Below are 1,599 nucleotides of genomic sequence, written 5' to 3'. Positions count from 1 at the left end.
CGGGACCGCGCCGGGGAAGGCCCGCGACCTGCTCGCGCGCGTGCTGCCCGCCTGACGCGACGCCGGGCGCCGATTCGTCCTCCGTCGTGCGCGCACCCGCCGCGCTCGCCACCCCGATCTGCAGCGGATGCGCGACGGATAGATCCGTCCCAGCATGGGCGCTTCCGGACCCGTCGACGGGCCCGGCTCATCCGAGGACGACGAGGTTCGAGGGGGCACCATGCGCACGCACGCACGACGGTGGATGGCGACAGGCGGGGCGGCCGCGATCGCGGCGGGCCTCACGACCGGGGGGCTCGTCACGAGCGGCCTCACGACAGGGGACCAGGACGTCACGGGCAGCGACCGCGGAGGCTCGTCGCGCACGGCCAAGAACGTCGTCCTGATCGTCGGCGACGGCCTCAGCATCGCGGCGCGCGAGGCGATCCGGCTCAGCACCGTCGGCAAGGACGGCGAGATTGCGATGGACTCGCTGCGGTACGCGGGCTGGACGCACACCGACTCGCTCGACCCCGAGGAGGCCGTCACCGACTCGGCCGCCGCGGCGAGCGCGTTCGCGACCGGCGTCCGGACCTACAACGGCGCGGTCAGCGTCGACGTCGACGGCAACCCCGTCCGCACGTTGCTCGAGCACGCGAAGTCGCTCCGGAAGTCGACGGGTGTCGTCACGACCGCGCAGGTCACCGACGCGACGCCCGCCGCGTTCGGCGCGCACGTGCCCGACCGCGGCGACCAGACGGAGATCGCCCGGCAGCTGATCGAGGAGTCGCGGCCGGACGTGATCCTCGGCGGGGGCGAGGACTGGTGGTACCCCGCGGGCGACGAGGGCGCCTACCCCGACGACCCGGCCGACCCGCGGCCCGAGGTCAGCCGCAGCGACCAGGGCAACCTCGTCGAGCGCGCGCAGGCGTCGGGGTACGAGTACGTCACGACCGCCGACGAGCTCGCCGCGACGCGCGCCCACCGGATCCTCGGGCTGTTCGCCAACGAGGAGATGTTCGAGCAGGCGCCCGAGGGTCAGGGCGACGAGTACGCGCCCGTCGTGCCGCTCGTCGACATGACGCGCAAGGCGCTCGACGTGCTCTCGCGCGACCGCCAGGGCTTCTTCCTCATGGTCGAGGAGGAGGGCGTCGACGAGATGTCGCACGCCAACAACGCGGCCCTCACCCTGGCGGCCGGGCAGGCGCTCGACGACACCGTCGCGGTCGTGCACGCGTTCGCGAAGCGGCACCCGGGGACGCTCGTCGTGGTCGTGGGCGACCACGAGACCGGCGGGCTGGCCATCGAGAACGTCGACCCGGACGACGAGAGCGGCGACCCCGCGAGCACGTCGGCCGAGGTGCTGCAGAGCCTCGAGGACGGGCCGTTCGCCGTCGCCGGGACGGACCTGCAGTTCACGATCGACTGGACGACGAGCGGTCACACCGGCGGCGCGACGCCGCTCACGGCCGAGGGGCCGAGCGCCGAGCGGCTCGCGCGGTCGCAGCCGAACACGGACGTCTTCGTCGTCCTGCGCGACGCGATGGGCGGCCGGCGCTGACCCGCGGAGGTGACCCGGCGGTCGGGTGCCGGACCCCCGACCGCCGGGCGACGCGCGTG

The 1,599-nt window shown here is 74.4% G+C and carries 1 protein-coding gene; it reads left to right on the top strand.

Features of this window, described 5'->3' with window-relative positions; genetic code table 11:
* The first annotated feature begins 220 nt into the window (after nt 1-220).
* Entirely contained in the window at nt 221-1,540 is a 1,320-nt protein-coding gene (locus HGA02_RS18730; protein WP_246248085.1) for an alkaline phosphatase, read from the top strand.
* Nucleotides 1,541-1,599 lie beyond the last annotated feature (59 nt).

It is taken from the genome of Cellulomonas septica, from assembly GCF_012396155.1.
In the GTDB taxonomy this organism is placed as follows: domain Bacteria; phylum Actinomycetota; class Actinomycetes; order Actinomycetales; family Cellulomonadaceae; genus Cellulomonas; species Cellulomonas septica.
The sequence above is the reverse complement of the archived record's forward strand: the minus strand, read 5'-3'. Positions and strand labels throughout refer to the sequence as shown.

Coding starts and splice junctions, on each gene's coding strand:
- HGA02_RS18730 (WP_246248085.1), top strand. CDS start 221: ATGCGCACGCACGCACGACGGTGGATGGCGACAGGCGGGGCGGCCGCG.